This is a genomic window from Rathayibacter sp. Leaf296 (genome assembly GCF_001423045.1).
Taxonomy (GTDB): domain Bacteria; phylum Actinomycetota; class Actinomycetes; order Actinomycetales; family Microbacteriaceae; genus Rathayibacter; species Rathayibacter caricis.
In genome coordinates this window covers 157,902-181,606 of record NZ_LMNR01000002.1, presented here as the reverse complement: position 1 = coordinate 181,606, position 23,705 = coordinate 157,902, and the positions used below count along the sequence as shown (strand labels likewise).

Sequence of the window (23,705 nt, the reverse complement as noted above, 5' to 3'; positions counted from 1 at the left end):
GCTCCGAGTCCTCCCGACCCCCGAGCCCGCGGTCGTCCGCGCGTAGGATCGAGGGCATGACGACCCGCCCCGAGAACAGCAGCACCGACCCTCTCGAGGGAGGCGGAGGAACCGCCACCCTCGACCGCGAGCTCGAGGAGCTCCTCAATCAGGAGACGATCGAGCCGGGAGACCACGAGCGGTTCTCCCACTACGTGCAGAAGGACAAGATCCTCGAGAGCGCCCTCACCGGCAAGCCGGTCAAGGCGCTCTGCGGCAAGAAGTGGCTGCCGGGACGCGACCCGGAGAAGTTCCCGGTGTGCCCCTCCTGCAAGGAGATCTACGCGCGGATGAAGTGATGCGCAGGGCCCGTGCCGCCGTCGGCGGTGCGGGCCCTCACGCGTAGCGCGTCGGGATGACCGGGTCGCCCCGGCCCAGGCGCAGCGCGTCGAGGGGCAGCTCCGCCACCGCCGACGCCCGATGCTCGCGCGCCGCGGCCGTGCCGGCGGCTCCGAGCGCCTCGCCCAGGATCTCGCCGCTCTCCACGAGCGGCACGAGCAGCGGACGCTCTCCTGCTCCGACGCCGCCCTCCGGTCCGGCGCCCACGTGCACGACCTCCTCCTCGGCCACTCCGTCCGAGAGCAGCCGGCCCGCCGCCTTGCGGCCGCCGATCGAGGCCTTCGAGGCCGACTTCTTCGCGACGGCGACCCACTCGCCCGCGTCGTCCTCGTGGGCGACGAGCTTGTAGACCATGCCCGCCGTCGGGTGACCGGATCCCGTCGCGACAGAGGTGCCGACGCCGTAGGAGTCGACGGGGGACGCGGCGAGGCCGGCGATGCCGTACTCGTCGAGGTCGTTCGTCACGGTGATCCTCGTGCCCGTGGCACCCAGGGCGTCGAGCTGCGCGCGCACGGCGGCCACCTGCTGCGGCAGATCGCCGGAGTCGATCCTCACCGCGCCGAGTCCTGTTCCGGCCACGCGCACGGCCAGGTCCACCGCGGCGGTGACGTCGTAGGTGTCGACCAGGAGCGTGGTGCCGGGGCCGAGGGCCGCGACCTGCGCGCGGAACGCGTCCTCCTCCGAGTCGTGGAGCAGCGTGAACGCGTGCGCGGAGGTGCCCATCGTCGGCACGCCCCAGCTGCGGCCCGCCTCGAGGTTGGAGGTGGCACCGAAGCCGGCGATGTACGCGGCGCGCGCGGCGGCGACGGCCGAGCGCTCGCCGGCCCGTCGCGAGCCCATCTCGGCGAGCGGGCGGCCGTCGGCGGCCGAGACCATGCGGGCGGCGGCGCTCGCGACGGCGCTGTCGTGGTTGAGCACCGAGAGCGCGAGCGTCTCGAGCAGCACGCCCTCGGCGAAGGGCGCCTCGACGATCAGCACGGGGGAGCCGGGCAGGTAGACCTCGCCCTCGCGGTAGCCCCAGACGTCGCCGGTGAAGCGGTAGTCGGCGAGCCAGTCGAGGGTGCGGGAGTCGACCACGCGGTTCTCGCGCAGCCAGTCGAGCTCGGGCTCGCCGAACCGGAAGCGCGAGACGAGCTCGAGCAGCCGCCCGGTGCCGGCGAGGATCCCGTACCGCCGGCCGGCAGGCAGGCTCCGGGCGAAGACCTCGAACATGCACCGCCGATCGGCCGTGCCGCTGCCGAGGGCGCCCTCGACCATCGTGAGCTCGTACCGGTCGGTGAGGAAGGCCGTCGCGTCCATCCCCGCAGTCTTCCACGAGGCGGACGGAGCGCGGAGGGGGCTCGCGGGCCCGCGCGGGCGCCGCTAGGACCGCGGGCTCGCGACGCCGCGGAGGGTCGCGAGTAGGCTGGTCGATCGTGACCGACGCGCCCCTGGGAATCTTCGACTCCGGTGTCGGCGGCCTCACGGTGGCCCGGTCGATCATCGACCAGCTGCAGAACGAGTCGATCGTCTACCTCGGCGACACCGCGCACTCGCCCTACGGCCCCAAGCCCCTCGCCGACGTCCGCGCCTACGCCCTCGACACGCTCGACACCCTGGTCGACCAGGGGGCGAAGCTGCTCGTCATCGCCTGCAACACCGCGTCGGCGGCCATGATGCGGGATGCGCGCGAGCGGTACACGATCGGCCGCGGCATCCCCGTGGTCGAGGTGATCCAGCCGGCCGTGCGCAGTGCCGTGCGCGACACGCGCAACCGCCGCGTCGGCGTCATCGGCACCGTCGGAACGATCCGCTCCCGGGCCTACGACGACGCGTTCGTCGCCGCTCCCGATCTCGAGCTCGTCACCGCGGCCTGCCCGCGCTTCGTCGAGTTCGTCGAGGCGGGAGTCACGTGGAGCGACGAGCTGCTCGCCGTCGCCGAGGAGTACCTCGCGCCGATGAAGGCGGCCGGCGTCGACACGCTCGTGCTCGGCTGCACGCACTACCCGCTCCTGCGCGGCGCGATCGCCTACGTGATGGGGCCGGACGTCCGCCTCGTCTCGAGCGCCGAGGAGACCGCGCTCGACGTGTACCGCACGCTCGTCGCCCACGGCCTGCAGCGGACCGCCCCCGAACCGCCGACCTACCGGTGGGAGGAGACGGGCTCGAGCGACTTCGTCCGCCTCGCCCGCCGCTTCCTCGGCCCCGAGGTCTCGAGCGTCGACCTCGTCGAGACCGGCACCATCAATCTGCGCGAGCTGGACCAGTCCGCGCCCCATCGAGGGAGAAGCCAGTGACCGACACCACCCCGAAGGCCGTCGTCCGCAAGGACGGCCGCGCGAGCGACGAGCTGCGCACCGTGACCATCGAGCGCGGCTGGAGCACGCAGGCCGAGGGATCGGCCCTGGTCTCGTTCGGGAACACGAAGGTGCTCTGCACCGCGTCGTTCACCAACGGGGTGCCGCGCTGGCTGCAGGGCAAGGGCAAGGGCTGGGTGACCGCGGAGTACGCGATGCTGCCCCGCTCCACCAACTCCCGGATGGACCGCGAGTCGATCAAGGGCAAGGTCGGCGGGCGCACGCACGAGATCTCCCGGCTGATCGGCCGCAGCCTCCGCGCCGTCGTCGACATGAAGGCGCTGGGCGAGAACACCCTCGTCATCGACTGCGATGTGCTCCAGGCCGACGGAGGCACCCGCACTGCCGCGATCACCGGCGCGTACGTGGCCATGGTCGACGCGATCGAGTGGGCCCGCGGCAAGAAGTACATCGGGCAGAAGGCTGTGCCGCTGATCGACAGCCTCTCGGCCGTCTCCGTCGGAATCATCGACGGCGTGCCGATGCTCGACCTCGCCTACGTCGAGGACGTGCGCGCCGAGACCGACATGAACGTGGTCGTCACCGGCCGCGGGCTCTTCGTCGAGGTGCAGGGCACGGCCGAGGGCGCCCCGTTCGACCGCCGCGAGCTCGACGCCCTGCTCGACCTCGCCGTCTCCGGGGCGTCGGACCTCGCCCGCATCCAAGCGGAGGCGCTCGCCGGGGAGGCCGGCGCGTGAGCCTGGACCTCGTCCTCGCCACCCACAACCCGGGCAAAGTGGAGGAGTTCCGCGCCATGCTCGCCGAGGCCCTGCCGGGCGTCGGCGTCCGCGCCTACGACGGTCCGGAGCCGGTCGAGGACGGGGTGACCTTCGCCGAGAACGCTCTGATCAAGGCGCGGGCCGCTGCCGCGCACACGGGCCTCGTGGCGCTCGCCGACGACTCCGGGATCCGGGTGGACGTCCTCGGCGGCTCTCCCGGCATCTTCTCGGCGCGCTGGTCGGGGAAGCCGCACGACGCCGTCGCGAACCTCGAGCTCCTGCTCGCCCAGATCGCCGACGTGCACGAGGAGCACCGCGGGGCGCACTTCGTTTGCACCATCGCCCTCGTCGTCCCGGACCGCGTGCTCCCCGGCGGTCAGGAGATCGTCGTCGAGGGCCGGTGGCCCGGCGCGATCGCCGTCGCCCCGCGCGGGACGAACGGGCACGGCTACGACCCGGTCTTCGTGCCCGAGGGATCCGACCGCACGGCGGCCGAGCTCTCGCCCGAGGAGAAGAACGCGGCGAGCCACCGCGCGCGGGCGTTCACCGCTCTGCGCGCGGAGCTGACGGAGCTGGCGGCGCGCCTGGCCTGACGGCCGAGCAGGCTCAGTGCTCGCGGGCTCAGTGCTCGCGGCCGCCGTGCGCGCGGCGCTCGTCGTCGAGCGTCGTCGGGTCGAGGACGAGCGCGCTCGCCTCGGACGCGTCGGTCTCGGGATCCGCAGCGTGCCTGGCCTTGCGCTGCTGCTGGACGAAGTGGAAGAGCGTCGGCACGATCGCGAGCACGACCGCTCCGATCAGGATCACGTCGATGTAGTGAGACACGAAGTCGGCGACCGGCGGGATGAAGGCGAGCAGCCAGCCCAGGAGGGTCACTCCGCTGCCCCAGAGGAGCGCACCGATCAGGTTGTAGAGGCTGTACTTCTTGTAGTTCATGTGCGCGACGCCCGCGGCGATCGGCGCGAAGGTCCGCACGATCGGGACGAAGCGCGCGAGGATCACGGCGAGACCGCCGAAGCGCTCGAAGAAGGCGTTGGTGCGGCGCACGTTCTCGACGCTGAAGAAGCCCGACTCCTTGCGCTCGAAGATGCGCGGACCGGCCTTGTGCCCGATCAGGTAGCCGACCTCGCCGCCGACGAACGCCGAGAAGCCGATGGCCAGGCAGATGATCCAGATCGGGACGCCGAGCCCGCCGTTCGAGGCGTTCTCGTGCGCGAGGAGGCCCGTGATGACGAGCAGGGTGTCGCCCGGGAAGAGGAAGCCGATCAGCAGCCCGGTCTCGGCGAAGACGATCAGGCAGACCACGAGGACGCCCCACGGCCCGAACGAGGTGAGGATCGTCTCCGGGTCGAGCCAGGGGATCAGGGCGGCGTGGTTCAACAGGTCTCCAGTCGTCTGCGGTGCCGTGGGGCCGGGAGGCGGTCGGGCGGCGTGACAGCGCACAGCGTACCGGTCGACTCCTCACGGGAGCCGTGGATCCGCGACCGCTCGCACGGGGTCCGCGACCGGCGGACGGGACGACGGCGTCGTGCGGAAGGAGGGACTCGAACCCTCACGCCTCTCGGCACAGGAACCTAAATCCTGCGTGTCTGCCATTCCACCACTCCCGCGGGTGCCGCTCCAGTGTAGGAGGGGTGCGCCGGGGCTCAGTGGCCCGGGCGGCGGTGCGGCAGGTACCGCGGGATCCAGCGGGCGAGCGCTCCCGCGCCGACGAGGCCGAGCACTCCGATCGCCCCGGCCGCGAACGGCAGGGACACCGCCGCGGTGAGCGCCGAGACGACGATCGGAGCCGTCGCGTTGCCGACGTCGCCCGTGAAGCGGAACGCGCCGAGGAACGGGGCGGGGTCCTCGCGCGGCGCCAGGTCGGCTCCGATGGTCATGAGGATGCCCGAGCCGATGCCGTTCGCCACCGCCAGGACGCACGCCACGGCGATGAACCACGGCACCGGGTCGCCGGCGAGGAGGGTGAACGCCAGGACGATGTGGCCGACCCCCAGTCCGATCATCGAGGGGATCGCCGTCGCGCCGCGGCCGAAGCGGTCCATCAGCTGCCCGCCCGCGTAGAACAGGGCGAAGTCGAGCCCGCCGGCGATGCCGATGACGATGGCCGTGTCGGTCTCGCCCATCCCGATGCTGACCGCCCAGAGCGGCAGGATCACCGTGCGGCTCGCCCGGAGTGCGCCGATCATCGCGGCACCGCTGCCCATCCGGGCGAGGACCCCGCGGTGCTGCCGGAGAGTGGCGACCAGCCCCTGCTGGGGCTCCGGCTCGGGAGCCTCCTCGACCGGGGCCGCCGAGCGGCGGAGGATCGTGGCCGGGTCGGGGACGAGGAGCAGCACGGCGACCGCCAGGACGCAGCAGACGATGTGGATCCAGAAGACGGACTCGACGGTGCCGGTCAGGTGCACCACTCCCGCCGACACGAACGGGCCGATCAGCCAGCCGGCGCGGAACGCCCCGGCGAGGGCGGACAGCGCGCGCGCCCGGTAGCCCACCGGCACGAAGGACGTCATGAACGCGTGCCGCGCCAGCGCGAACACGGCCGTCGCGACTCCGATCACGAACACGCCGACGGTCAGGCCCACCCACGACGTCGACAGGAGGCAGATCACGAGACCGAGGATCGACGCGGCCGAGGCGGCGAGCATCGCGCCGCGCTCGCCGATGCGCGAGACCACCCATCCGCTGGGCACGTCGCCCGCGAGCTCGCCGATCATGATCATGCCCGAGACCAGGCCCGCGATCGCCAGCGTCGCCCCGAGGTCGCCGGCCGCGACCGGCAGCAGCGGGATGATCGCTCCCTCGCCGATCGAGAAGAGGAGGGTGGGGAGGAACGTCGACAGCAGGAGCGGCCCCACGGGGAACGGGCGCTCGGCGGGGACGGTCACCATCCCCAGCGTACGCCGGGGCCGAGGGTGGTCCCCGGTAGTCTGGGGGCACCATGCTGGACAACGACTTCACCGAGCAGATCACTGCTCTCCGCTCCACCTTCGACGACATCCGCGCCGTGATCGACGTCGATCGCCTCCGCACCCGCATCGCGGAGCTGAACGAGCAGGCCGGCGCCCCCGATCTCTGGGACGACACGGTCAACGCGCAGAAGGTGACGAGCGCCCTCAGCCACCGGCAGTCCGAGCTCGCGCGCATCACCTCGATCGAGCGCCGCCTCGACGACCTCGAGGTGCTCGTCGAGATGGCGAACGAGGCCGAGGACGCCGACTCCGAGGAGGAGGCGATCGCCGAGCTCGCCTCGCTGCAGAAGGTGATGGGCGAGCTCGAGGTCCAGACCCTGCTCGACGGCGAGTACGACGACCGCCCGGCGGTGGTCACCATCCGCGCCGGGGCCGGCGGCGTCGACGCCTCCGACTTCGCCGAGATGCTCATGCGCATGTACCTCCGCTGGGCCGAGAAGCACAAGTACTCCGCGACCGTGATGGACGCGAGCTACGCGGAGGAGGCGGGCATCAAGTCGGCCACCTTCCAGATCGACGCCCCCTACGCCTTCGGCACGCTGTCGGTCGAGGCCGGCACGCACCGCCTCGTCCGGATGAGCCCCTTCGGCGCGGCGGGCAAGCGCCAGACCTCCTTCGCCGCGGTCGAGGTCATCCCGCTGATGGAGGAGGCCGGGGCGATCGAGATCCCCGACAACGACATCCGCGTCGACGTCTTCCGCTCCTCGGGCCCCGGCGGCCAGTCGGTCAACACCACCGACTCCGCCGTCCGCCTCACCCACATCCCCACGGGCACGGTCGTCTCGATGCAGAACGAGAAGAGCCAGATCCAGAACCGCGCGGCCGCCATGCGCGTGCTGCAGTCGCGCCTGCTGCTGCTGCAGAAGGAGCAGGAGGCGGCCACCAAGAAGGAGCTCGCCGGCAACATCACGGCGAGCTGGGGCGACCAGATGCGCAGCTACGTGCTCGCTCCGTACCAGATGGTCAAGGACCTCCGGACGGACTACGAGGTCGGCACCCCGGCCCACGTCTTCGACGGCGACCTCGACGGCTTCATCGCCGCGGGGATCCGCTGGCGCAAGTCCGCCTAAGCCGCTCCGCAGCGCTCTCCCGGTCGCCTCGCCCGGCGCGCCGGGGGAGCGCGGCGGCGGCCGCCGGGGCATCGTCGCTTACCCTCGTATCGACATGATTCGCTTCGACAACGTCTCCAAGCAGTATCGCGGCGGCACGAGACCCGCCCTGAACGCCATCGACCTCGAGATCCTGCGGGGCGAGTTCGTCTTCCTCGTGGGCGCCTCCGGGTCCGGCAAGTCGAGCTGCCTCCGCCTGATCCTCAAGGAGGAGCGGCCCTCCTCGGGGTCGATCCACGTACTCGGGCAGAACCTCGGCAAGATCTCCAGCCGCAAGGTCCCGTACTTCCGCCGCAACATGGGCGTGGTGTTCCAGGACTTCCGCCTGCTGCCGAACAAGTCGGTCTTCGACAACGTCGCGTTCAGCCTCCAGGTGATCGGCAAGTCCAAGGGCTTCATCCAGGAGGCCGTCCCGGACACCCTGAAGATGGTCGGCCTCGCCGGCAAGGCGTCGCGGCTTCCGCACGAGCTCTCGGGTGGCGAGCAGCAGCGCGTCGCGATCGCGCGCGCCGTCGTCAACAAGCCCGCCGTCCTGCTCGCCGACGAGCCCACCGGCAACCTCGACCCCACGACCAGCGCCGGCATCATGGCGCTCCTCGAGCGGATCAACGCCGGCGGCACGACCGTGATCATGGCCACGCACGAGGCCGGCATCGTCGACCAGATGAAGCGCCGCGTCATCGAGCTCTCGGCGGGCAGCATCGTCCGCGACGAGAGCCAGGGCGGCTACGGCCAGACCGAGAGCATCACCGTCGTGCACGACGGAGTGGTCGTGGTCGCGGCCGACGACCACCCCGCCGTCGAGCCGGACGCCGGGCCCGTCGCCGCCCCCGCACTGATCGACGGCGAGCTCGCTCCGGCCGAGGTGCCGGAGGTGGACCTGCGGCGCGGCGCCGCACCCGTGGAGCCCGAGGCCGCCTCGCGCACCGGGTCGTTCCTCCGCCCGCGCCTGTCGCAGACCGCCGCGCAGCCCGTCGTGCCGGAGGGGCGCCGCTCCGCCGCCGCGCCGGATCCGGCGCCCGCCGCTCCGGCCGCCGAGGAGTCGACCCCCGCACCCGCCCCCGCCGAGCCGGAGGCGCCCGCCGCCCCGCGCGTCGAGCTCCAGAGTCAGACCGGTCCGATCTACCTCCCCGCCGACACGGGCACGCTGCCCGAGGAGTCCCTCGCGGCCCGCCTGGGCCTGCGCGCGCACGCGGGAGAAGGCGACGAGACCGGCGACGACCAGCAGAACGTAGGACCCGTCAAGTGAGAATGGCACTCATCTGGTCGGAGGTCGCGAGCGGCCTCCGACGCAACGTCTCCATGGTCGTCTCGGTGATCCTGGTGACCTTCATCTCCCTCACCTTCGTCGGCACGGCGATCCTGCTGCAGATGCAGATCGGCCAGATGAAGAACTTCTGGTACGACAAGGCCCAGGTCGCGGTGTACATGTGCACCGCCACCTCCGGCGGCTCGAACTGCAGCGGCTCCGACGCGACGCAGGAGCAGATCGACTCGGTCGAGTCGCAGCTCGACGGCTCGACCCTCGCGCCCTACATCGACCGCTTCTACTTCGAGGACCACGACCAGGCGTACGCGAACTTCCAGGAGCAGTTCGCCGGGAACCCGGTCGCCGAGTACGTCACTCCGGACCTGCTGAACCAGACGTTCTGGATCAACCTGCAGGACCCGACGCAGTCGGACGTGCTGGTCGAGAGCCTCTCGAGCGTCTCGGGCGTCGAGAGCGTCACGGACCAGCGGCAGTACCTCGACCAGATCTTCTCGATCCTGAACGCGGCGAGCTACACGGCGATCGGGATCGCGGTGCTCATGCTCGTGGCGGCGGTGCTGCTGATCGCCACGACCATCCGGTTGTCGGCGTTCTCGCGTCGGAGGGAGCTCGGGATCATGCGCCTGGTGGGCGCGTCGAACCGCTTCATCCAGACCCCGTTCATCCTCGAGGGGGTGTTCGCCGCGCTGCTCGGCTCCCTGCTGGCGGGTGTGGCCGTGGTGGCGATCGTGCAGTTCTTCGTGCAGGGGTTCCTCGCCTACCGCATCCCGCTCACGTCCTTCGTGGGCCTGGACGACGCCTTGATCGTGGTCCCGATCCTGGTGGTGGTCGGCGCGATCCTCGCGGCGATCGCCTCCAACGTCGCGATCGCCCGGTACCTGCGGGTCTGACCGGACGGCGCGCGTATACTGATGGGCTGCCCCGGACGGGGCGGCCCATCATCGCTCTCGGACGCAAGGAGCCGCCGTGCCCAGGGAACAGGGACAGAAGGTCGTCGCGACCAATCGCAAGGCGCGCCACGACTACCTCATCGAGGACACCTACGAGGCCGGCCTCGTGCTCACCGGCACCGAGGTCAAGTCGCTGCGCGCGGGCCGGGCGTCCCTCGTCGACGGCTACGCCTTCGTCGACGGCGGAGAGGCGTGGCTCGACGCGGTCCACATCAACGAGTGGGCGCAGGGCACCTGGACGAACCACCCGCCGCGCCGCAAGCGCAAGCTGCTGCTGCACAAGGCGCAGATCCTCAAGATCCACAACAAGGTGAAGGAGGGCGGGTACACGCTGATCCCGCTCTCGCTGTACTTCAGCGACGGCAAGGCCAAGGTCGAGCTCGCGGTCGCAAAGGGCAAGAAGGACTACGACAAGCGCCAGGTGCTCCGTGAGCGCCAGGACCGCCGCGAGGCCGACCGCGCCATGGCGACCCGTCGCCGCCTGGGGGAGTAGGCCGGGAGCACTCGCGCGCGCAAGCCGGGTGACGGCTCGGCGCGTGCTGGGAGACTGGACGGCGTGACCGCCTCCGAGAGCTCCCCCGACGCACCGCGCACCGCCGCCGAGGAGAGGACCCGCTGGCGGGCCTTCGCCGTGGCGGTGTCGGTCGCGGCCTTCACGATCCTGGACCTCTCGAAGGTCAATGTCGGTCTGCCGTCGATCGAGAAGTCGCTCTCGGCGGATGCGAGCCAGCTGCAGCTGATCGTCGCGGGCTACGCACTCGCGTTCGGTCTCTCGCTCGTGCCCGCCGGACGCCTGGGCGACATCCGCTCGCGACGGCTGCTCTTCCTGATCGGCCTCACCGTCTTCACGCTGACGAGCCTGCTCTGCGCTGTCGCGCCGTCGATCGAGCTGCTCGTCGTCGCCCGCTTCCTGCAGGGGATCGCGGCGGGCATCCAGATGCCGCAGGTGCTCGGTCTCGTGCAGCAGCTCTTCACCGGAGCCGAACGCGCCCGGGCGTTCGGCGTGTTCGGCGCGGTGATCGGCCTGTCGACCGCGTTCGGTCCGACGCTGGGCGGGCTGCTCATCGCGATCGGCGGCGAGCAGGACGGCTGGCGCCTGCTGTTCTGGATGAACATCCCGCTGGGTGTCGCCGCCCTGGTCCTCGCGTGGCGCCTCCTGCCGCGGGTGCAGCGGAAGTCGGCCGGGGACACCTCTCTCGATCCGGTCGGGCTGCTGCTGCTGGGCGTCGCGATCTTCGCCTTCATGCTCCCGTTCCTGCTGACCACCGGGGCGTCGAGCGATTCGCCGTACCGCTGGTTCTGGCTGCTGCTCGCCGTGGTGGCCGCCGCGGTCTTCGTGCGCTGGGAGTCGCACTACGCGTCGCTCGGGCGCACCCCGGTCATCGACTTCCGCATCTTCCGCACCAGCTCGTACCGCAACGGGATCCTCGTCGCGACGTCGTACTTCGCGGCCATCCCGGCGACGTTCCTGCTCACCACCCTGTTCCTCCAGCAGGGCCTCGGGCTCGCGCCGGTGTTCGCCGGCATGGTGAGCATCCCCTTCGCCCTCACCTCGGCGCTGACCGCCTGGTACGGCGGCAAGCTGGTGCAGACCTACGGCCGCGCCCTCGTCGTGCTGGGCATCGTGCTGGTGGTGATCGGCTTCACGCTGGTGCTCCTGGCGGCCGAGCTGATGTCGGCCGACACGGCGGCCTACGGCATGGCCGCGGCGATGCTGGTCGCCGGAGCGGGCGGCGGATTCGTCGTCTCGCCCAACCAGACGCTGACGCTGGCCGAGATCCCGCCGGAGCAGGGCGGAGTGGCGGGGTCGGTCGGGCAGCTCGGCCAACGCCTCGGCACTGCGGTCGGCACCGCCTGCGCCTCCGCCGTCTTCTTCGCGACGCTCGCCAGCGAGGCGGGCATGACCGAGGGTCTCGTGGCGTACCACGACGCGTTCCGGAACGGCTACTTCGTGACTCTCGGGCTGATCGCGCTCGCGCTGGTGCTCGGCCTGCTGGACCTCCGGCGTCGACGGGTGACGGCGCGCGCCGAGTCCTGACCCGCGGGCCCCACGCGCTCGCAGGAGCGGCTAGAATGGTCTTCTGCCACTGCGGTTCCACCCGCTCGCGGCAGCCGCCGCTCCTCTCGGGGAGCAGCGGATCCACAACTCGACAGTGTGCGACGACGACCCACTCCAGGGCGGTGCTTCCCAGCATCCGCACCGAGTGCTCGCGGGGATGATCGGTTTCGACATTGCCTGCGAAACTGCGAGAAGCGGGTCGAGGATTCAGGGTCATCTCGTTAACGATCTCTGAAAAACACAGGTGCCGAACAGAAGCGCACCGACTTCGCTCTCGCTGCCTAAGCAGAGTCGATAGTCCGTCAGCCCGTGGGTGCGTCCTCGCCCCGGATCCTGGCGTCATCTAGAGGACTTGCTGCGTCGTTACGCCTGAGGGCGACGCGGGACTCGAACTCGGGCTGGGCCCGTCGACCGATGCGTCAGTGGTAACGGTCGGGGCCGAGTAGAACGCTTTCACTGGCTACACCCGTAGAAGGCGCAGAATCACAGCGATGGACGGGGGTTCAATTCCCCCCATCTCCACCACCGGTCGTCGTCGCACACGTCGAGCAGACAGAAGCCCCGCTCCCGAGAGGGAGGCGGGGCTTCTGCACGTCCGGCGCCGCTCACTCCGGCCGCACGTCGAGCTGGCGCAGTCGACCGTAGAGCGTCAGCAGCTCCACGCGGTCGGCCTCCTCCCGCGCGGGTCCTGCGAGCGTCACGGGCGCGGCCCACGAGCGGTACAGCTCGGTGGGCGTCAGCGCGGCGGCGGCGGTCCCGGGCGGGTAGTCCGAGTGCCCGCGGACGGGCAGCTCGGCGAAGGCGTCCGGGAGGACCCTGGCGAGGGCCTCGATCAGCGGGCGCAGCCGCTCGGAGCGCTCCGCGTCGACCGTGAGGGTCACGGCGTTCATCGCGGCGAGGGCGGCGGAGACGTGCTCGACCGTGTGGGCGTCGTCGCACTCCTCCGTCACGAGCAGCGAGACGATGCCGCGGGCCTTCAGCCAGCCCAGCGTCGCGGCGTCGGCATCGCCGTGCACGGACAGGACCTTGTCCGAGGCGACCGTGTAGTCGCGCAGCACGGCGGCCCAGTCGGGGTGGCCGCCCTCCTCGAGGGCATCGGCGGCGGCGATCAGCGCCGTCTCGTGGCGGATGCGGTCGAAGAGAGTGTCCGCGGGCGCGAAGTCCCGCTCGGTGACGGAGCGCCGGTCGGGTGGTTCGGCGCTGGTCTCTTGCTGCATGGACGACTCCTCGTCGCTCGTCCGGCGCCCCCCGGGCCGTTCTCGGGTCCGTTCACAGTGCGCCGACTGCTGGCGCGTGTCAACGGGTCCGGGGCAGGGATTGACGGACGACCCTGCGGTCGCGGTGGTGCGCAGCGTCAGCGCGCGGCGCCGAAGAGTGTGCCGGCGGCGGGCCCCGTGGTGGGGTCGAACACCGCGCAGAGGATCGTCCGGTCGCCGTGCCTCCAGCTCGACTCGGAGGGCACGATGCTGCGGTACTCCAGCGCGGAGGCGCCGTACGCGACGCCGATCGCGGCCGGGAACTCCAGATCGCACGCGGCCTTCGCCTGGGCGAGGAGGGTGTTCCGGCTCGTGTAGTCGTCACCGGGCTGCGCGAAGGCGTGGAACACCTCCAGGTCGTGCACGTCGGCGCACGGCACGAGCTCGACGTCGGCGACGCGGCTGCCGTCGGGAGCGAGCAGGCAGTCGCCCCTCCGCACCGAGAACGCGTCGACGACGCCCGCCGCCACCACGGCTCCGGCCTCGTCCCGGACGGCGTCGGGGGAGTCGGAGCCGACGACCGAGGAGCAGGAGGCGAGCGCCAGGACGACGGCGGCGCCGGCGAGGAGGGAGAGGCGGCGCCTCATCGAGCCGCCACGATCGCGAGGATCTCGTCGTGCAGGACGCCGTTCGTCGCCAGCGCGCTGCCGTGCCACGGCCCGGCCTCGCCGTCGGCCGAGGTGAACCGGCCGCCGGCCTCCTCGACGATCGGCACGAGGGCCGCGAGGTCGTAGGGCTTCACGTCGAACTCGCCCGCGCCGTCGAGCAGGCCCTCGGCGACGAGCATGTACGCCCAGGCGTCGCCGTACGCGCGGTCGCGCCAGACGCCGCGCGCCAGCTCGAGCAGCTGATCGAGGCGACCGGCGCCGTCCCACTGCTGGATGCTGTTGTAGCTGAAGGTCGCGTCGGCCAGGTCGGCGATGCCCGAGACCCGGATCCGGCGCGGCTGCTGCACCGCCGGGGCGGCCAGGACGCCGCGCAGCTCGTCCGGCAGCTCGATCCGGCCCACGGCTCCGGTGCTCTCGTCCGTCCACGCGCCGGAGCCCTTCGCGGCCCACCAGCGCTTGCCGAGGGCGGGCGCCGAGACGACGCCCACGACGGGGACGCCGTCGACCGCGAGGGCGATGAGCGTGGCCCAGATCGGCACGCCGCGGAGGAAGTGGGCCGTGCCGTCGATCGGATCGAGGATCCACTGGCGGGACGCCTCGCCCGAGGTGCCGAACTCCTCGCCCAGGATCGAGTCCTCGGGCCGCTCCTCGCCGAGGATCCCGCGGATCGTCTCCTCGACGGCGCGGTCGGCGTCGGTGACCGGGGTGCGGTCGGGCTTGGTGGTCACGACGAGGTCCCTCGCGAGGAACCGCTCGCTCGAGACGGCGTCGGCCGCGTCGGCGAGGCGGAGGGCGAGGCGGAGGTCGTCGTCGAGGCTCGGAGTCACGGCTCCACGATACTGAGCGGGTCCGTCGCGGGCGGCCCGGGCCGGGTGCGCCCCGCCGTCGACGCTCCGATTTGACGAGACGGGGGGAGCCACTGCTAATGTGATTCCTCGGTTCGGAAAGCATGTTTCCTCCGGATCACGGCAGCATCGCCACGCACCTCTAGCTCAATCGGCAGAGCAACTGACTCTTAATCAGTGGGTTCTCGGTTCAAGTCCGAGGGGGTGCACCACCCGAGACGCCCGCCCCTCCGGCGGGCGTTTCGTCGTTCCGGGGCGCGGTCGCCCCACGCGCGAGCGGCTCGCGTCCGGCTCTCCCTGGAGCCGCGTCGCGCCGTTCCCCGTCCGCGCCCGGGCATCCGCACGACGTCGCCCGGCGCCGTGCCGTCCCCGGCGCGTCCGGGGGAGGCAGGACCGCTCGCCCGATCCCTCCCCGACGAAAGGACCGACGTGCCCGAAGACGTCCTCCCCGAGATCGGCGGCATCGCACTCGCGGTCGCCGTCGCCGTGGTGATCGCCGTGGTCGTGACCGCCGTGGTCGCCCTCGCGATCCGCATGATCGGCAAGCGCAAGGTCTGGGCGCGGCTGCTCATCCGCCGCGTCCGCATCCCGTTCCGCGTGCTCCTGCTGACGATCGCCGTCTGGATCGCGCTGGCCGCGACGGTGACCGGCGACGTCGCTCCTGAGCTCGTCGACCGGATCTTCCAGATCGCGACGATCGGAGCGTCGGCCTGGCTGGTCGGCGCGCTCTTCGTCTTCCTGGAGGATCTGGGCGCCGAGCGCTACCGCACCGACACCGTCGACAACCGCCGGGCCCGCCGCCTGCGGACCCAGATGACGATCATCCGGCGCGTCGCAGTGGCCGCCGTCGTGGTCGTGGCGATCGGAGCCGCGCTGCTGACCTTCCCGCAGGCGCGCACCGCGGGAGCGAGCCTCCTGGCCTCGGCGGGTGTGCTCTCGATCGTGGCGGGCCTCGCCGCGCAGTCGAGCCTCACGAACATCTTCGCCGGAGTGCAGCTGGCCTTCAGCGATGCGATCCGCCTCGACGACGTCGTGATCGTCGAGGGAGAGTGGGGGCGGATCGAGGAGATCACGCTGACCTACGTCGTGGTGCACCTCTGGGACGACCGCCGCCTCGTGCTGCCGACGAACTACTTCACCACGCAGCCGTTCCAGAACTGGACCCGCACCGGCTCCGAGCTGCTCGGCGCGGTCGAGCTCGATCTCGACTGGCGCGTGCGCCCGGACGAGATGCGCGAGGAGCTGCACCGGATCCTCGAGCAGACCGACCTCTGGGACCAGCGCGTCAGCGTCCTCCAGGTGACCGACGCGGTCGGCGGCTTCGTGCGGATCCGGGTGCTCGTCACCGCGAAGGACGCGCCGACGCTGTTCGACCTCCGCTGCTACGTGCGCGAGCGGCTCGTGCAGTGGCTGCACGAGAGCGGCCCGGTCGCCCTGCCCCGCCAGCGCGTCGAGATGGAGCGGCAGGAGGCCGGAGCGAACGGCGCGGCCCGGCCGACGCCGCCGCGCCAGCACGCGACTCCGGACAACCTGTTCTCGGGGGACGCCGCGTCGAACGAGCGCGGCGCGCTGTTCACCGGCCTGATCGACCTGCGCGATACCCGGCGGCCCGACTGACGCGAGCGGAGGTCGCCTCCCGCAGGCGGCCTCCGCTGCCGGTCAGCGTCCGATCGAGGACATGTCGGCGTAGCGCTCGCCCACCGGCGGCTCGATGGCCGTGAGCGCCGCGAGCTGCTGCCCGGTCAGGACCAGCGCATCCGCCGCCGCGTTCTCCTCGATCCGCGACACGCGCTTCGTCCCGGGGATCGGCGCGATGTCGTCGCCCTGCGCGAGCAGCCACGCGAGCGCGACCTGCGCCGACGTGGCGCCGACCTCGGCCGCGACCCGGTCGACCTCCTCCACGATGCGGATGTTCGCCTCGAGGTTCCCGTCCGCGAAGCGCGGGTTGGAGCGGCGGAAGTCGTCGTCGCCCAGCGCGTCGACGGAGCGGATGGCTCCGGTGAGAAAGCCGCGGCCCAGAGGCGAGTAGGGCACGAAGCCGATGCCGAGCTCGCGCAGCAGCGGCAGCACCTCGGCCTCGGGGTCGCGCGTCCAGAGCGAGTACTCCGACTGAACGGCCGTGACGGGATGCACGGCGTGCGCCCGGCGGATCGTCGCGGGCGCCGCCTCCGACAGCCCGTAGGCCCGGATCTTGCCCTCCTGAATCAGCTCGGCGAAGGCGCCGGCCGTCTCCTCGATCGGCACGCCCGGGTCCATCCGGTGCTGGTAGTAGAGGTCGATGCGGTCGGTGCCGAGGCGCTGCAGCGACCCCTCGACCGCGAGGCGGAGGTTCTCGGGGGAGCCGTCGAGGCCGCGCTCGCCGGAGCCGCGGTGCTGGATCATGCCGAACTTGCTGGCGATCACCACCTCGTCGCGGCGGTCGGCGAGGGCGCGGCCGACGAGCTCCTCGTTGGTGAACGGGCCGTAGATCTCGGCGGTGTCGATGAAGACGACGCCGAGGTCGACGGCGCGGTGCAGGGTGCGGATCGACTCCGCGTCATCGGTTCCGGCACCGGAGTAGAAGGCGGACATGCCCATGGCGCCGAGGCCGAGGCGGGAGACGTCGAGGGCGGTTCCGGGGTCGCCGGCGCCGAGGGTGATCTTCTTCACGAGGTGGTCCTCTCCTGGTAGGCCGCGATCTTGATGTCGATCGCGGCGAGACTGCGGTGCGTCCGTGCGAGCTGCTCCTCGACCTCGGCGCGGTGCGCCCGGAGGAGGGCGAGCCGTTCGGGCTCGCTCGCGGGACCGATCCTGAGCAGACCGGCGTACTCGCGGAAGCGCGCGATCGGCATCCCCGTGGCGCGGAGCTTGGTCAGGAAGTCCACCCAGCCGACGTCCGAGGGGCTGTAGCGCCGGTGCCGCGACGACGCCCGCTCGACGGGCTCGAGCATGAGCCCGACGCGCTCGTAGTAGCGCAGCGTGTGCACGGTGAGACCGGTCGCCGCGGCGACCTCCGAGATCGACAGCACGTCGGCGGCGGGCGCCTCGGCGAGGGAGGTGGTGGACATGGCGTCACCCTAGGACTTCGAGCGCGCTCGAAGTCAAGCCGCCCCGGATCCGCGCCCGCTCAGCGCTCCGCCGTCAGGAACGCGGTCAGCGCCTCGGCCAGCTGCGCATCCGACTCCTCGTGGCCGATCGTCGCGACGCCGTCGCCCGGCTGCGGGCCGTACCAGCCGAAGGCGGCGTGGTTCGCGCCTTCGATCTCGACGGACTCCGCGGAGGCGGGCAGCAGGTCGCGGGCGGCGACGACCTTCGCGGGGGTGCTCAGTCCGTCCTCCGATCCGCTGACGCTGAGGACGGGGAGGCCGCTCTCCGAGAGGTCGTTCGCACAGTAGCTGCCCAGCAGCACGAGGCCGGCGACGTCGTCGCCTCCCGCCCACTGGCAGGCCTTCACGCCGCCGAGGGAGTGACCGCCGACGAACCACTCGTCGACCCCCTCCGCCTGGTCGGTGAAGCTCTCGAGCGAACGGAGGTCGAAGAAGGCGAGGTTGAGGATCGGGCGCGTGACGACGACCGTGACGCCCTCCGCCACGAGCGGGGCGAGGGTCGCCTCGTACGACTCCGCATCGACCTTGGCACCCGGCACGAAGACGAGACCCTCGCCCGACGCGCCGCCGGTCGGGGTCATCACGATCGCGGAGTCGGTGCGCTCGACGCTCACTCCGGGATCGGCCCGCACGCGCTCGAGGGCCGCCTCGTCCGGCCCGAGGACGATCGAGGACCAGGTGAGGAAGCCGAGCACGGCGACCGCGAGCAGCCCGCCGAGAGCGAGCAGCACGATCCGGAGCGGCCGGCGCCGGCGCGCGCTCATCGGCTCGCCGCGATCGCGTCGGCGGCCTGCACGAGAGCGAGGTGCGAGAGCGCCTGCGGAGTGTTGCCCGCGTGGCGGCGGTTCTCGACGTCGTACTCCTCCGAGAGCAGGCCCACGTCGTTCGCGAGCGACACCAGCCGGTCCATCAGCGTCCGGGCGTCGTCGAGGCGTCCGGAGGAGGCGTACTGCCGGACGAGCCAGAACGAGCAGGCGAGGAACGGGTGCTCGCCGCCCGGCAGGCCGTCGACCGAGGACTCGGTGCGGTAGCGGTGCAGCAGCCCGTCGTGCAGGAGCGTGCGCTCCAGCTCGGCGACGGTGCCGGTCATCCGCGGATCGTCGGCGTCGACGTAGCCGACCATCGGCAGCACGAGGAGCGACGCGTCGACCTCCGTCGATCCGTAGGACTGCACGAAGTGACCGCGCTCGGCGTCGAAGCCCTGCGCGTCGATCTCGGCGCGCACCTCGTCGCGCAGCGCCTCCCAGGTCTCGACCGGGCCGTCGAGGCCGTGCTCGCGGACCGCGCGCACACCGCGGTCCAGCGCGGCCCAGATCATGACCCGGGAGTGCGTGAAGTGGCGCGGCTCCCCGCGGATCTCCCAGATGCCGTTGTCGGGTCGCTGCCAGTTCTCCTCGACGAAGCCGAGAAGGGCGCGCTGGAGCGGCCACGAGAACCGGTTCTCGTCGACACCCGCGGTGCGCGCCTCGTGCAGAGCGACCATGACCTCGCCGATGACGTCGGCCTGGTACTGGTCGACCGCCGCGTTGCCTATCCGCACGGGCGAGGCTCCGTCGTACCCGGGCAGGCTCGGCATCGTGCGCTCCGCGAGGTCCCGCTCACCCGCGATGCCGTACATGATCTGCACGTCGGCCGGATCGCCGGCCACCGCGCGGAGCAGCCAGGCGCGCCACTTCTGCGCCTCCTGCTCGAAGCCGTGCGCGAGCAGCGCCTGCAGGGTCAGCGCGGCGTCTCGGAGCCAGACGTAGCGGTAGTCCCAGTTGCGGCTGCCGCCGAACTCCTCCGGGAGCGACGTGGTCGCGGCGGCCACGATGCCGCCCGTCTGGTCGTCGGTGAGGGCGCGGAGCGTGAGCAGGGAGCGCACGACCGCCTCGCGGTACGGGCCGTCGTAGCGGATCGATCCCGCCCACTCCGACCACCAGGCCAGCGTGCTCTCGAGAGCCCGATCGACGTCGAGGGCCCTGGGGGAGCGGTGATGGGAGGGGAACCAAGCCATCGAGAGATCGGTGACGGCACCCGCGGCGACGTCGAACTCGGCGCTGTGGACGTGGTCGGTCGCCGTCAGCCGCACACCGCGGACGACGACCGCGTCCGGTCCCGCGACGGCGACGAGCAGCGGGGCGTCTTCGGTGCCCTCCTGCCGCACCCACGGCACGACCCGCGCGTAGTCGAAGCGGAGCCGCAGCTCCTGCCGCATCCGCACCGTGCCCGAGACGCCGCGCACCCGGCGCACGAGCTCGGCCCGGTCGTCGCGCAGGGGCATCACATCGGTGACCTCCACCACTCCGCTCGACGTCGTCCAGCGGGTGAGCAGGGCGAGCGTGTCGCCGAGGTACCGCCGCTCGACGCGGGCGTCGGGATCGACCGGCCGCAGGGACCAGCGCCCCTGCTCGTCACCGCCCAGAAGGGCGCCGAAGACGGACGGGGAGTCGAAGCGCGGGAGGCAGAGCCAGTCGATGCCGCCGTCGCGGGAGACGAGAGCGGCGGTGCGGCAGTCGGAGAGGACCGCGTAGTCCTCGATCGGGGAGACCATGCAGGGATCCTCTCAGCACGAGCCGGGCACTCCCCGTCAAGGCGGAGCGTCGGTCCCCGACCGCGCCGTAGGGTGAGCCGCATGACGCACTCGGTCTCGACACTGCTCATCCTCGGAGCGACGGGGGACCTCTCCTCCCGGCTCCTGCTCCCCGCGATCGGCCAGCTGCTGACGCGCGAACCCGACCGGAGGCTGCAGCTCGTCGGCGCCGGTCGCGAGGACTGGACGCAGGAGCACTGGCACGAGGTCCTCTCCACCTCGCTCGCGACGGTCGAGACGAGCGGCACCGGCGCCGACGAGATGGTGGCCGGCACCCGGTACCAGCAGATCGACGTCGCCGATCCGGAGGCGCTCGCCGCGCTGCTCGCGAGCTGCGAGGGACCGGTCGCGATCTACTTCGCCCTGCCGCCCGCGATCGCCGCGAAGGCGTGCGACGCGCTCGCCGCGCACGACCTGCCCGCGGGCACCGTGCTCGCGCTCGAGAAGCCCTTCGGCGTCGATGAGGAGAGCGCCCGCGCCCTGAACCAGCGTCTCGCCGCCCTCGTGCCCGAGGAGCGGGTCCACCGCGTGGACCACTTCCTCGGCCGCGCCACCGTGATGAACCTGCTGGGCCTGCGCTTCGCCAACCGGATCCTCGAGCCGCTGTGGTCGGCCGAGCACATCGAGAGCGTCGCCATCGTCTACGACGAGCAGCTCGGGCTGGAGGGGCGCGCCGGCTACTACGACGGCGCCGGTGCCCTGATCGACATGATCCAGAGCCACCTGCTGCAGGTGCTGGCGGTCGTCGCCATGGAGGCGCCGTCGACGCTCGACGCCGCCGACCTGCGCGACGCCAAGGGGATCGTGCTGCGCGCCACGCGGATCCGCGAGGAGGAGGGCTCTCGCCGGGCGCGGTACACCGCCGGGTCCGTCGACGGACGCGAGCTCCCCGCGTACGCCTCGGAGGAGGGCGTGGACCCCGAGCGCGGCACCGAGACGCTCGCCGAGCTCACGGTCGAGATCGACACCTGGCGCTGGGCCGGCGTGCCCTTCACGCTGCGCTCCGGCAAGGCGCTGGGCGAGCGCCGCCGCGAGGTGGTCATCCGCTTCAAGCCCGTGCCGCACCTCCCCAGCGGCTTCCACGGCACGGAGTCGCCCTCGGTGCTGCGGCTGTTCCTCGCTCCGGACAAGATGGCGCTCGAGCTCAACATCAACGGTCCCGGCGACCCCTACACGCTCGAGCGCGCGTCGCTCGAGGCGACCTTCGGAGCCGGCGAGCTGCTGGCCTACGGCGAGGTGCTGTCGGGGATCCTCGACGACGACCCGTCGCTCTCGGTGCGCGGGGACGCGGCCGAGGAGTGCTGGCGGATCGTGCAGCCGGCACTCGACGCCTGGCGCTCGGGCGCCGTGCCGCTCGACGAGTACCCCGCGGGCAGCGGGGGCCCGGAGGGCTGGAAGCAGGTCTGAGCGGCGGGGCCTAGCGGCTCGCGGCGGCCGGGAGCTGCGCGGGCGCGTCGGGCTCGGCCCAGACGGCGATCGGCTTCGGTTCCCAGGTGAGGGCCGCCGGCTCCGTCTCGACGGGCGGGGTCGAGGCGCGCATCACCGGGATCGCCGAGGTGACGGGGTTCGCGGTCTCCGCGACCCCTGCGCGCAGCTGCTGCGCCTGGATCGCTCCGGCGAGCTCGTGCGCGAGGGACCGGGCGAGCATCCCGTGGAAGATCGGATCGCGGTCGTCGTGGCTGCGGCGCGTGACGACCCACGCCCCGTCGGAGCCGACGAACGCGGCGAGGCGCTCGTGCACGACGGCGAAGAGCTCGTCCTGCGTGAGCGCCGGGGCCGCGACGACCTCGGGGACCGGCGGGCGGCGCCTCAGACGAAACCTCATGACGAACCCCGATTCCCGTGCGACCAACAGTTGAGACCAGTGTCGCGGGGGAGCAGGGAGGAGGGTCGCTGACACGCCGCCGCACAGGGCGAACGGCGCGTCAGCGGGCGCGATCAGCGATCAGCGATCGCGCTTCTTGCCCTTCTCCTCCTTGGCGAGCTCCTGGGAGTCGTAGGAGACGGATCCGAAGGCGACCGCCACGGCGATCGCCCAGCTGATCCACTGCAGGACGAGTCGCCAGTCGCGCGGCCCCTTGCGGGTCGTCTGAAGAATCGACCAGCCGCCGACCAGCGCGCTGATGACGCTCGAGTTGAGGATGAACTTGCGCATCGATTGCCTCCCGGTGTTCACGACGACGCTACCGGTGCCGCCGCGATGCCCGGAGCGGTTGACAGGACGGACCCGTCCTCCCGCTACCGTGGACCGCCGCCCGGCAGCATCCGGGCGCCGGGAGGAACGGAACAGCATGCGCACCGCAGTCATCGGGGTGGTCCTGCTCCTGCTCGGAGCGGTGGCGGTGCTCACGGGAGTCCTCCCTCCCGAGGCGCTGGGCGAGCTCGTCGAGCGCACCGGTCCGATCCTCGCCTTCGTGGTGGCGGTCACGGTGGTGGCCGAGCTGGCCTCGGAGGCGGGCGTCTTCACCGTGGTCGCCGAGCGCGCCGCCGTCTGGGGCCGGGGCCGGACGGCCGTTCTCTGGCTGCTCGTCGTGCTCCTGGCGGTGCTGAGCACGGTCTTCCTCTCGCTCGACACGACCGCGGTGCTGCTGACACCCGTCGTGGTGCTGCTCGCGGCGCACGTGAAGGTGTCGCCCCTGCCGTTCGCGATGGCGACGGTCTGGCTGGCGAACTGCGCGTCGCTCCTGCTGCCCGTGTCGAATCTCACGAACCTGCTCGCGGAGCGGCGGCTCGGCGTCGACGGGCCGCTCGAGTTCGCCGCGCTCACCGCCCTGCCCGCCCTGGTGGCCGCCGCGGTCCCGGTGCTGGTGCTCGCCCTCCGGTACCGCCGCGAGCTGGCGGGCCGGTACCGCACGGGGGAGCGGACCCCGATCGAGGACCGGGTGCTGCTCGTCGGCTCCGGCGTCGTGGTGGCCGTCCTGCTGCCCGCGCTGGTGTCCGGTCTGGAGGTGTGGATCCCCGCCACGGCTGCGGCGCTGGTGCTGGTCGCCCTGTTCGCGGTGCGCCGGCCCCGCGCGCTCCGCGCCTCGCTCCTCCCGTGGCAGCTCGTCGTCTTCGCCGCGGGCCTCTTCGTCGCGATGGAGGCGGCGCACCAGCTCGGGCTGGGGGCGGCGCTCGCCGTGGTCGCGGGGCAGGGCGGCGGAGTCGCGGACCTGCTGCGTCTCGCCGGCTCCGGCGCCGTGGCCGCCAACCTCGTCGACAACCTGCCGGCGTACCTCGCCCTCGAACCCGTGGCCGCGGATCCGGTGCGCCTGGTCGCCCTGCTGATCGGCGTCAACGCCGGCCCGCTGATCACGCCGTGGGCGTCGCTCGCGACCCTGCTCTGGCACCAGCGGCTGACGGCGATGGGCGTCCGGATCTCGTGGACGCAGTACGCGCTGCTCGGTCTCGTCGCGGTCGTTCCGACGGTCGGCGGCGCCGTGCTCGCCCTCGCACTGACGCAGGGGTAGGCGGCGGGAGGACATCTCCTGTCCGACACCCGTTCGAGAGGGGCTGGTAGCCTCCTGGGGTCCACGACGACCCGATTCGACGAGGGGTACACCATCTCC

General features: G+C 72.1%; 24 protein-coding genes, 2 tRNA genes and 1 other RNA gene. 14 read left to right on the top strand and 13 right to left on the bottom strand.

Translation table 11 applies throughout. The features are described from left to right. The first annotated feature begins 56 nt into the window (after positions 1–56). Positions 57–338 (top strand): DUF3039 domain-containing protein, encoded by a 282-nt coding sequence (locus ASF46_RS11160; RefSeq protein WP_055793615.1) that lies wholly within the window; start codon positions 57–59, stop codon positions 336–338. A gap of 37 nt (positions 339–375) precedes the next feature. On the opposite strand, the gene ASF46_RS11155 is transcribed toward ASF46_RS11160, so the two are convergent. After that, positions 376–1,677 carry a nicotinate phosphoribosyltransferase gene (locus tag ASF46_RS11155; protein ID WP_056867688.1) on the bottom strand — a complete coding sequence of 434 codons (1,302 nt, stop codon included), beginning with the start codon at positions 1,675–1,677 and terminating at the stop codon, positions 376–378. Between the two features lie 116 nt (positions 1,678–1,793). Between ASF46_RS11155 and murI the strand changes: the two genes are divergently transcribed. From murI to rdgB, 3 genes are read left to right on the top strand one after another with little or no spacing between them, the layout of a single operon-like run. After that, positions 1,794–2,654 (top strand): glutamate racemase, encoded by an 861-nt coding sequence (murI, locus tag ASF46_RS11150; RefSeq protein ID WP_056867687.1) that lies wholly within the window; start codon positions 1,794–1,796, stop codon positions 2,652–2,654. Next, complete coding sequence (gene rph, locus ASF46_RS11145) at positions 2,651–3,412, top strand: ribonuclease PH (protein WP_056867686.1); 762 nt, start codon at positions 2,651–2,653, stop codon at positions 3,410–3,412. The genes murI and rph overlap by 4 nt, the downstream gene beginning before the upstream one ends. Next, a complete protein-coding gene (gene rdgB, locus ASF46_RS11140) occupies positions 3,409–4,026 on the top strand; it encodes an RdgB/HAM1 family non-canonical purine NTP pyrophosphatase (RefSeq protein ID WP_056867685.1) in 618 nt (205 codons plus the stop codon). Before rph ends, rdgB begins: the two co-directional genes overlap by 4 nt. Before the next feature lie 28 nt (positions 4,027–4,054). On the opposite strand, the gene ASF46_RS11135 is transcribed toward rdgB, so the two are convergent. From ASF46_RS11135 to ASF46_RS11125, 3 genes are all read right to left on the bottom strand, one after another. Next, a complete protein-coding gene (locus tag ASF46_RS11135) occupies positions 4,055–4,813 on the bottom strand; it encodes a DedA family protein (protein WP_056868548.1) in 759 nt (252 codons plus the stop codon). A 146-nt stretch (positions 4,814–4,959) separates the two neighbouring features. Then, positions 4,960–5,040: transfer RNA gene (locus ASF46_RS11130), tRNA-Leu, on the bottom strand. Between the two features lie 36 nt (positions 5,041–5,076). After that, entirely contained in the window at positions 5,077–6,321 is a 1,245-nt protein-coding gene (locus ASF46_RS11125; protein ID WP_056867684.1) for an MFS transporter, read from the bottom strand. Between the two features lie 50 nt (positions 6,322–6,371). Here ASF46_RS11125 and prfB point away from each other — a divergent pair, with 50 nt between their 5' ends. The 6 genes from prfB to ssrA all read left to right on the top strand — a co-directional run bounded on the left by prfB (position 6,372) and on the right by ssrA (position 12,315). After that, positions 6,372–7,472: a peptide chain release factor 2 gene (gene prfB / locus ASF46_RS11120; RefSeq protein ID WP_056867683.1), complete on the top strand. Its 1,101-nt coding sequence runs from the start codon at positions 6,372–6,374 to the stop codon at positions 7,470–7,472. Positions 7,473–7,566: 94 nt separating this feature from the next. Then, positions 7,567–8,760, top strand: a complete 1,194-nt coding sequence (gene ftsE, locus ASF46_RS11115; protein ID WP_056867682.1) for a cell division ATP-binding protein FtsE — start codon at positions 7,567–7,569, stop codon at positions 8,758–8,760. After that, entirely contained in the window at positions 8,757–9,671 is a 915-nt protein-coding gene (gene ftsX, locus ASF46_RS11110; protein WP_056867681.1) for a permease-like cell division protein FtsX, read from the top strand. The genes ftsE and ftsX overlap by 4 nt, the downstream gene beginning before the upstream one ends. A 76-nt stretch (positions 9,672–9,747) precedes the next feature. Continuing rightward, entirely contained in the window at positions 9,748–10,224 is a 477-nt protein-coding gene (smpB, locus tag ASF46_RS11105; RefSeq protein ID WP_055793597.1) for an SsrA-binding protein SmpB, read from the top strand. A 54-nt stretch (positions 10,225–10,278) separates the two neighbouring features. Then, positions 10,279–11,769, top strand: a complete 1,491-nt coding sequence (locus tag ASF46_RS11100; RefSeq protein WP_082485441.1) for an MFS transporter — start codon at positions 10,279–10,281, stop codon at positions 11,767–11,769. Between the two features lie 174 nt (positions 11,770–11,943). Further along, positions 11,944–12,315: a transfer-messenger RNA gene (gene ssrA / locus ASF46_RS18805) on the top strand. Between the two features lie 80 nt (positions 12,316–12,395). Here ssrA and ASF46_RS11095 read toward each other — a convergent pair. The 3 genes from ASF46_RS11095 to ASF46_RS11085 all read right to left on the bottom strand — a co-directional run bounded on the left by ASF46_RS11095 (position 12,396) and on the right by ASF46_RS11085 (position 14,481). After that, positions 12,396–13,007: a hypothetical protein gene (locus ASF46_RS11095; RefSeq protein WP_056867680.1), complete on the bottom strand. Its 612-nt coding sequence runs from the start codon at positions 13,005–13,007 to the stop codon at positions 12,396–12,398. 137 nt (positions 13,008–13,144) lie between these two features. Next, complete coding sequence (locus ASF46_RS11090; protein WP_056867679.1) at positions 13,145–13,633, bottom strand: septum formation family protein; 489 nt, start codon at positions 13,631–13,633, stop codon at positions 13,145–13,147. Beyond that, on the bottom strand, positions 13,630–14,481 hold the full coding sequence (locus ASF46_RS11085; RefSeq protein ID WP_056867678.1) for an inositol monophosphatase family protein: 852 nt from the start codon (positions 14,479–14,481) through the stop codon (positions 13,630–13,632). Before ASF46_RS11085 ends, ASF46_RS11090 begins: the two co-directional genes overlap by 4 nt. A gap of 154 nt (positions 14,482–14,635) precedes the next feature. Here ASF46_RS11085 and ASF46_RS11080 point away from each other — a divergent pair. Beyond that, a tRNA-Lys gene (locus ASF46_RS11080) sits at positions 14,636–14,711 on the top strand. 217 nt (positions 14,712–14,928) lie between these two features. Continuing rightward, complete coding sequence (locus ASF46_RS11075) at positions 14,929–16,116, top strand: mechanosensitive ion channel family protein (RefSeq protein ID WP_235576928.1); 1,188 nt, start codon at positions 14,929–14,931, stop codon at positions 16,114–16,116. Between the two features lie 42 nt (positions 16,117–16,158). Here ASF46_RS11075 and ASF46_RS11070 read toward each other — a convergent pair whose 3' ends face one another. The 4 genes from ASF46_RS11070 to ASF46_RS11055 are packed head-to-tail and all read right to left on the bottom strand — an operon-like array spanning position 16,159 to position 20,118. Further along, complete coding sequence (locus ASF46_RS11070) at positions 16,159–17,148, bottom strand: aldo/keto reductase (RefSeq protein WP_056867677.1); 990 nt, start codon at positions 17,146–17,148, stop codon at positions 16,159–16,161. Next, positions 17,145–17,546: a MerR family transcriptional regulator gene (locus tag ASF46_RS11065; protein ID WP_056867676.1), complete on the bottom strand. Its 402-nt coding sequence runs from the start codon at positions 17,544–17,546 to the stop codon at positions 17,145–17,147. Before ASF46_RS11065 ends, ASF46_RS11070 begins: the two co-directional genes overlap by 4 nt. Positions 17,547–17,605: 59 nt before the next feature. Next, positions 17,606–18,349, bottom strand: coding sequence for an alpha/beta hydrolase (locus ASF46_RS11060; protein ID WP_056867675.1), 744 nt, complete (start codon positions 18,347–18,349; stop codon positions 17,606–17,608). After that, the gene (locus ASF46_RS11055; protein WP_056867674.1) at positions 18,346–20,118 is read right to left on the bottom strand and encodes a glycoside hydrolase family 15 protein; all 1,773 of its coding nucleotides are present in this window, start codon (positions 20,116–20,118) and stop codon (positions 18,346–18,348) included. Before ASF46_RS11055 ends, ASF46_RS11060 begins: the two co-directional genes overlap by 4 nt. Before the next feature lie 81 nt (positions 20,119–20,199). Here ASF46_RS11055 and ASF46_RS11050 point away from each other — a divergent pair, with 81 nt between their 5' ends. Continuing rightward, complete coding sequence (locus tag ASF46_RS11050) at positions 20,200–21,564, top strand: glucose-6-phosphate dehydrogenase (protein ID WP_200919707.1); 1,365 nt, start codon at positions 20,200–20,202, stop codon at positions 21,562–21,564. Between the two features lie 10 nt (positions 21,565–21,574). Here the strand turns inward: ASF46_RS11050 and ASF46_RS11045 are convergent, their stop codons facing one another. After that, positions 21,575–21,982, bottom strand: coding sequence for a hypothetical protein (locus tag ASF46_RS11045; protein ID WP_056867672.1), 408 nt, complete (start codon positions 21,980–21,982; stop codon positions 21,575–21,577). Between the two features lie 120 nt (positions 21,983–22,102). Continuing rightward, entirely contained in the window at positions 22,103–22,312 is a 210-nt protein-coding gene (locus ASF46_RS11040) for a hypothetical protein (RefSeq protein ID WP_056867671.1), read from the bottom strand. Positions 22,313–22,448: 136 nt separating this feature from the next. Here ASF46_RS11040 and ASF46_RS11035 point away from each other — a divergent pair, with 136 nt between their 5' ends. Continuing rightward, positions 22,449–23,606: an SLC13 family permease gene (locus ASF46_RS11035; RefSeq protein ID WP_056867670.1), complete on the top strand. Its 1,158-nt coding sequence runs from the start codon at positions 22,449–22,451 to the stop codon at positions 23,604–23,606. Positions 23,607–23,705 lie beyond the last annotated feature (99 nt).

Bases quoted from the DNA above. Each gene is read 5' to 3' on its own strand.
- prfB (WP_056867683.1), top strand. From the start codon at position 6,372: ATGCTGGACAACGACTTCACCGAGCAGATCACTGCTCTCCGCTCCACC.
- ASF46_RS11155 (WP_056867688.1), bottom strand. From the start codon at position 1,677: ATGGACGCGACGGCCTTCCTCACCGACCGGTACGAGCTCACGATGGTC.
- ASF46_RS11050 (WP_200919707.1), top strand. From the start codon at position 20,200: ATGACGCACTCGGTCTCGACACTGCTCATCCTCGGAGCGACGGGGGAC.
- ASF46_RS11045 (WP_056867672.1), bottom strand. From the start codon at position 21,982: ATGAGGTTTCGTCTGAGGCGCCGCCCGCCGGTCCCCGAGGTCGTCGCG.
- ASF46_RS11040 (WP_056867671.1), bottom strand. From the start codon at position 22,312: ATGCGCAAGTTCATCCTCAACTCGAGCGTCATCAGCGCGCTGGTCGGC.
- ASF46_RS11035 (WP_056867670.1), top strand. From the start codon at position 22,449: ATGCGCACCGCAGTCATCGGGGTGGTCCTGCTCCTGCTCGGAGCGGTG.
- ASF46_RS11160 (WP_055793615.1), top strand. From the start codon at position 57: ATGACGACCCGCCCCGAGAACAGCAGCACCGACCCTCTCGAGGGAGGC.
- ASF46_RS11095 (WP_056867680.1), bottom strand. From the start codon at position 13,007: ATGCAGCAAGAGACCAGCGCCGAACCACCCGACCGGCGCTCCGTCACC.
- ASF46_RS11125 (WP_056867684.1), bottom strand. From the start codon at position 6,321: ATGGTGACCGTCCCCGCCGAGCGCCCGTTCCCCGTGGGGCCGCTCCTG.
- ASF46_RS11060 (WP_056867675.1), bottom strand. From the start codon at position 18,349: ATGAGCGCGCGCCGGCGCCGGCCGCTCCGGATCGTGCTGCTCGCTCTC.
- ASF46_RS11065 (WP_056867676.1), bottom strand. From the start codon at position 17,546: ATGTCCACCACCTCCCTCGCCGAGGCGCCCGCCGCCGACGTGCTGTCG.
- ASF46_RS11090 (WP_056867679.1), bottom strand. From the start codon at position 13,633: ATGAGGCGCCGCCTCTCCCTCCTCGCCGGCGCCGCCGTCGTCCTGGCG.
- ftsE (WP_056867682.1), top strand. From the start codon at position 7,567: ATGATTCGCTTCGACAACGTCTCCAAGCAGTATCGCGGCGGCACGAGA.
- ASF46_RS11055 (WP_056867674.1), bottom strand. From the start codon at position 20,118: ATGGTCTCCCCGATCGAGGACTACGCGGTCCTCTCCGACTGCCGCACC.